Source organism: Frankia sp. AgPm24, from assembly GCF_023243055.1.
In the GTDB taxonomy this organism is placed as follows: domain Bacteria; phylum Actinomycetota; class Actinomycetes; order Frankiales; family Frankiaceae; genus Frankia; species Frankia umida.
Map to the genome: position 1 here is coordinate 1 of NZ_JALKFW010000142.1, position 5,265 is coordinate 5,265.

At 68.4% G+C, this 5,265-nt stretch carries 3 protein-coding genes and 3 pseudogenes; 5 read left to right on the plus strand and 1 reads right to left on the minus strand.

Annotation, left to right across the window (positions count from 1 at the left end; all coding sequences use genetic code 11):
- Positions 1 to 129: 129 nt before the first annotated feature.
- Positions 130 to 342: pseudogene (locus tag MXD61_RS06445) on the plus strand (IS3 family transposase); the annotation flags it as partial.
- A gap of 92 nt (positions 343 to 434) precedes the next feature.
- On the opposite strand, the pseudogene MXD61_RS06450 reads toward MXD61_RS06445, so the two are convergent.
- Positions 435 to 1,497, minus strand: a pseudogene (locus tag MXD61_RS06450) (3-deoxy-7-phosphoheptulonate synthase).
- 558 nt (positions 1,498 to 2,055) lie between these two features.
- Between MXD61_RS06450 and MXD61_RS06455 the strand changes: the two are divergent.
- The 4 genes and pseudogenes from MXD61_RS06455 to MXD61_RS06470 all read left to right on the plus strand — a co-directional run.
- Positions 2,056 to 3,246 (plus strand): CaiB/BaiF CoA transferase family protein, encoded by a 1,191-nt coding sequence (locus MXD61_RS06455; RefSeq protein WP_374628521.1) that lies wholly within the window; start codon positions 2,056 to 2,058, stop codon positions 3,244 to 3,246.
- Entirely contained in the window at positions 3,243 to 4,154 is a 912-nt protein-coding gene (locus MXD61_RS06460) for a CoA ester lyase (protein WP_248811915.1), read from the plus strand. The genes MXD61_RS06455 and MXD61_RS06460 overlap by 4 nt, the downstream gene beginning before the upstream one ends.
- Positions 4,151 to 4,969, plus strand: coding sequence for a cyclase family protein (locus MXD61_RS06465; RefSeq protein WP_248811916.1), 819 nt, complete (start codon positions 4,151 to 4,153; stop codon positions 4,967 to 4,969). The genes MXD61_RS06460 and MXD61_RS06465 overlap by 4 nt, the downstream gene beginning before the upstream one ends.
- A pseudogene (locus MXD61_RS06470) lies at positions 4,966 to 5,265 on the plus strand (hypothetical protein); the annotation flags it as partial. The gene MXD61_RS06465 and the pseudogene MXD61_RS06470, both read left to right, overlap by 4 nt.

Sequence of the window (5,265 nt, forward strand, 5' to 3'; positions counted from 1 at the left end):
GTCCTCACATCCCACATCCACCGCAGACCCTCGACACGACCCACAAGTCGCTACCCAGCAAACTTGCCGCAGCCCTGACCGAATACCGGTCGCAAAACCGGACGAAAGTGCACGCTATTAGCCGGATAATGTTATGACGATGCGGTCACCGAGTCGTTCTTCGCCACCCTCGAATGCGAACTCCTCGACCGCACCACCTTCACCACCCACGGCCAGGCCCGCGCCGCCATCTTCGACTTCATCGAGGGCTTCTACAACCGGCAACGCCGCCACTCCACCAACGGATACCTCAGCCCCCACGAACACGAGACCCGATTCTACGAGTACGATAAGGCCGCATAGCCGTTCAAAGCCCTACCTGTGAACGAAACCGGGGCAGCTTCAGGTCACGGCGACAAGTCGCGCGACCTCATCTGGCGGGCAGCGGGAGCCGGCTATCCAGCGGAAGAACGGCGGGCCCGGACGGCCTCGGCGAGCATCTTGAGGGCCGACTTCGTCATGTCCAGATCCATGCAGGCGTCGGTCACGGACTGGCCGTATGCCGGCGTCGACGAGCTGCCCGGGTCATGGCGGCCCGCCACCAGGAAAGACTCGAGCATCACGCCGACCACTCCGTGCTGGCCGCCGGCCAGCTGGTCGGATAGGGACTCTGCGACGTTGATCTGCCGGGTGTGCTCCTTGCCGCTGTTGCCGTGGCTGGCATCGACCACGACGCGGCGCGGCATACCGGCCGCGGAGATCAGTTCGAGGGCACCGGCCACGTGCGAGCAGGAGTAGTTCGGGCCGCTCCGGCTGCCACGCAGTATCACGTGTGTGTCGGCGTTTCCGCTGGTGGTGACCACGGCGGTGGTGCTGGTGGAGGTGACGCCGAAGAACTTGTGACCGGCTGCGGAGGCGCGGCACGCGTCGACCGCCACCTGGACGTCACCGTCGGTGCCGTTCTTGAACCCGACCGGCATGGGGAGGCCGGACGCCAGCTGGCGGTGCACCTGGCTCTCGGTCGTCCGGGCGCCGACCGCGCCCCAGGTCACCGTGTCGGCGATGTACTGCGGGGTGAACGGGTCGAGCCATTCGCAGCCCACCGGCATGCCCGCCCCCACGATGTCCAGCAGCAATCGGCGGGCGGTGCGCAGGCCCCGGTGCATGTCGAAGGACTCGTCCATGCCCAGGTCGTTGATCAGGCCCTTCCAACCCGTCACCGTGCGAGGTTTCTCGAAGTACGCGCGCATCACGATCAGCAGGTCGGGGGAGAGGCGCTTGCGCAGCTCGGCGAGGCCGGATCGAGTAGTCGAGAGCCGCCTCCGGGTCGTGGATCGAGCACGGGCCGGTCACCACGAGCAGCCGGTCGTCGGCGCCCTCGAGCACCGCGCGGACCTCCGCCCGGGTGCGGGTCACCGTCGCCTGCTGCGCTTCACCCAGCGGCAGCTCGTGAAACAGAGCAGCAGGTGACAGCAATGGTTCGTACCCGACGATCTTGGTGTGACCGACGCGCAACATCGGGTCTTTCCTTCCGGGAGCGCTGTCCTCGGAGACTGGTGGATTCATGATCACCCGGCTGGGCGGCCCGGGCGGAAGTTCTCGATCACGGCAGCTGCCGAGGCTGCGAGGCGGAGAAACTGTGCTGTGTCTTCCGAAGTTTCAGGTCGATCGCGGGACATCGAATCGCGTTCATGCTCGCCCTCTTTCACGGTGTTCGGGAACCCCTATCTTCGTTGACCGGTCATTCTTCGCGGATCCGCCTGAGAAGGGGTGGGACGCAGCAGGATAGGGGTTGATTCCGGACCGCCTAGGGGTGGCCCTGATTCAATGCCGCGCCGGCCACGACCGGCTATTGCGCAAGCGACAACGCCATGATTTCATGGGTCGGACTTGGTCGCCGACTTCGGCATCCGGGGTTGGTCTTGGGTGGAGCGTTGACGACTCGGGAAAAAAAATAGACCCCGCTCGCGGCTCCCTGCACTCAAGTTGCCGGGTGTCTTCGGACGCGTGGCACTCTGTCATCGGGGGAATGCGCCGGGATTCCGGCCCGGAGAGGATGGGAGACAAGTGGGCGAAATGGTGGGCGGTCGTCATCGCCAGTTGCCGCTTTCCGGTCTGACCGTCATCGACGTTTCGACCCTGTTCGCCGGACCGCTGGCGGCCGGCATTCTCGGCGATTTCGGAGCGGACGTCATCAAAGTGGAGCACCCGAAGGGTGATCCGCTGCGTTCCTACGGTCCGATGTGTGGCGATTTTTCGCTGGCCTGGAAAGTGGTCAATCGAAACAAGAAGAGCATCCTGCTCGACCTCCATGAACCCGGGGACAGGGATGCGTTCCTGCGGCTGTCCGGCCACGCCGACGTTGTCATCGAGAATTTCCGGCCGGGCACCCTGGAGAAGTGGGGACTAGGCGCGGACGTCCTGACGGCCCGCAACCCCCGTTTGGTGCTGACCAGGGTCACCGCGTTCGGCCAGGACGGGCCCTATGCCGACCGGCCGGGGTTCGGCACGCTCGCGGAGGCGATGAGTGGCCTGGCGGCCATGTCCGGTGAGGCGGACGGTCCGCCCCTGCTGCCCGCGTTCCCGCTCGGCGACGCCGTGGCCGGCCTGAACGCCGTCTGCGCCGTGCTGATGGCCTTGCGTGCGCGGGACAGGCTCGGGAACGGGCAGGTGGCCGACGTGTCCATCACCGAGTCGCTGCTCGGGCTGCTCGGGTTTCAGATCGCGGCCTTCGACAAGACCGGCGCAAGCCCGGTCCGGCAGGGCAATCGGTCGGCGAACAGTGCGCCGCGCAACGTCTACCGGTGCTCGGACGGTACCTGGGTGGCGGTATCGGCGTCGGCCCGGTCGGTGGCGGAACGGGTCATGCGGCTGATCGGGCGGGCGGAGCTGATCGATGAACCATGGTTCGCCGCCGGCAGGCTGCGGGCCCGCCACCACGAAGTCGATCGGGCGGTGGCCGAGTGGATCGCGGAACGCGACCGGCCCTCGGTCATCGCGGCGTTCCGCGCGGCCCAGGCGGCCGTGGCGCCCGTCTACGAGTTCTCCGATGTCCTCGCCGACCCCCATTTCACCGAGCGCGGCTCCGTGATCGAGGTACCCGATGAGGACATCGGGTCCGTGCGGATGCCCGGCCCCGCCTTCCGGCTCTCCAGCACTCCGGGCCGCGTTCTCTCGGCCGGGCCCCGGCCGGGTCAGCATGCCAAGGAGGTTCTCTCAGCCCTGGGTACCGACCGGGTGGAACCGCGAGTTCAGGCTCACCGGTGACTAGCGCACTTCAGGAGCAGTTGTTCCATCGAAGCTACCTCTACGTGTCGGGCAGTCAGCCACACCGGATCGAGCGCGCGTACGACTCCGCCGCCGATGCGGTGATGATCGATCTGGAGGATTCGGTGCCCGCCGCGGAGAAGCTCTACGCGCGGGAGGTGGCCGCGACGTACACGGCCACCCGGCCACGCAAACCGACCTATGTGCGGGTGAATTCGCTGCGCTCCGACTGGGGCGCGGACGATGTGCGGGCCGTCGCGGGCCGGGGCCTGTCCGGGGTGCGCATCGCCAAGACGGAGACACCGGACGAGGTGCGGACGGCGGCCCGGCTGCTGCGGGAAGCGGACTGCGCGGCCGTGCTGCACCTGCTGCTGGAGACGGCGTCCGGCCTGGAGGTCGTCTCCCGGCTGGCGACCGCGTCGCCCAAGGTCGCGATGATCGGGATCGGCGAGTACGACCTGCGCGCCGAGCTCAACTGCGATCTGGACGGCGCGATGATGGACGTCTGCCGGACCAGGGTCATCCTCGCCTCCCGGGCGGCGGGTCTGGCCAGTCCCTGCCAGGGCGTCTATCCGGAGGTGAACTCTGCCGAAGGGCTGCTGCGCAGCTGCCGGCACGGGAAGAGCCTGGGTTTCGTCGGCCGGATGGCGATCCATCCCGTGCAGCTGCCGACGATCCACGAGGTCTACACGCCGACTGTCGACGAGATCGCTATCGCGGTGGAGATCTGTGCCGCGGCGAGCGTGGCGGAAGAGCGGAAATCGACGATCGTCTATACCGAGAGAGGACACATGGTCGCGCCGCCGCTCATCGCGGCGGCGCAGCAGGTCATACACATCGCCACGGCGCTGAATCTGTTGCCCGGGGCGGGAGCCGGGGTGTCCGGGACCACGGAGCTGCCGTCATGACCGACCCCTTACTCGCCGCGGTGCGGGCCGGGATCGAGGTCTTGGACCTGGCGCAGCCGCTGTTCAACGGTATGCCCTGTTCGCCGAACCACCCGGGGTTCCGGCTGAGCCTCACGCGCAGGCACGGGGACATGGTCCGGCCGGACGGGAGCTCGGCCGCCAGCGAGATGATCGTCACCGGCGGGCACGTCGGCACTCATATCGACGCGCTCGCCCACGCCTCGCACGAGGGCAGGCTCTTCGGTGGAGCGGACTGCATGGCCGCGCAGACCGGCGGGGTGTTCTCGGAACTCGGAGTGGACACCATCGCACCGATGATCCGCCCCGGCGTGTTCCTGGATATCGCCGCGCTGCACGACACCTCCCGCCTGGATCCCGGTTACGGGATCACCCCGCAGGATCTGGAAGGTGCTGCCGAAACGGCGGGCGTGCGGGTGGAAGCGGGCGGAGTCTGCCTGATCAACACCGGCTGGAGCTCGCTGTGGGACGACACCACCGCGTATCTCGGCGTCGACAGCGGGGTCCCGGGGCTCACCGAGGAAGCGGCGCGCTGGCTGGCGCGGCAGCAGGTCATCGCGGCGGGTACCGACACCACGGCGTTCGAACAGATCCCGCCGAGACGTGGACACGCCGTCATGCCAGTGCACCGGATCCTCCTGGTGGAGAACGGGATCCACATCATCGAGCACCTGCGGTTCGACGAGCTGGTGGACCGCGGAGCCACCGAGTTCGTGTTCGTGCTGACCCCCTTGAAGATCGTCGGCGGGACCGGGTCACCGGTCCGGCCGCTGGCCCTGCTCGGAGCACGGTCATGAGCGCGCGGGGTGCATTGCTCGGCACGGTGGGCGGATTCGCCGAGGAGGTCATGAAGACCGGCCTGGGGCCCTCGCACCGGCACGCGGTGGCCGGACTGGTCCTAGACGCGGTGGGCAACATCGTACTCGGGACTCGTCAACCGGTCGCCGGCATCGCGCACCGCGTCGCCCGGCTCTGGGGCGATTCCGGGTCCGCCACCGTGGGGGGGGGGGGGCGCGCGGCCGGCCCCCCCCCCCCCCCCGCGGCGGGGGCCGCGCCCCCCCGCCGGGGGCCCCACCCCCCCCACGAGCCGGGG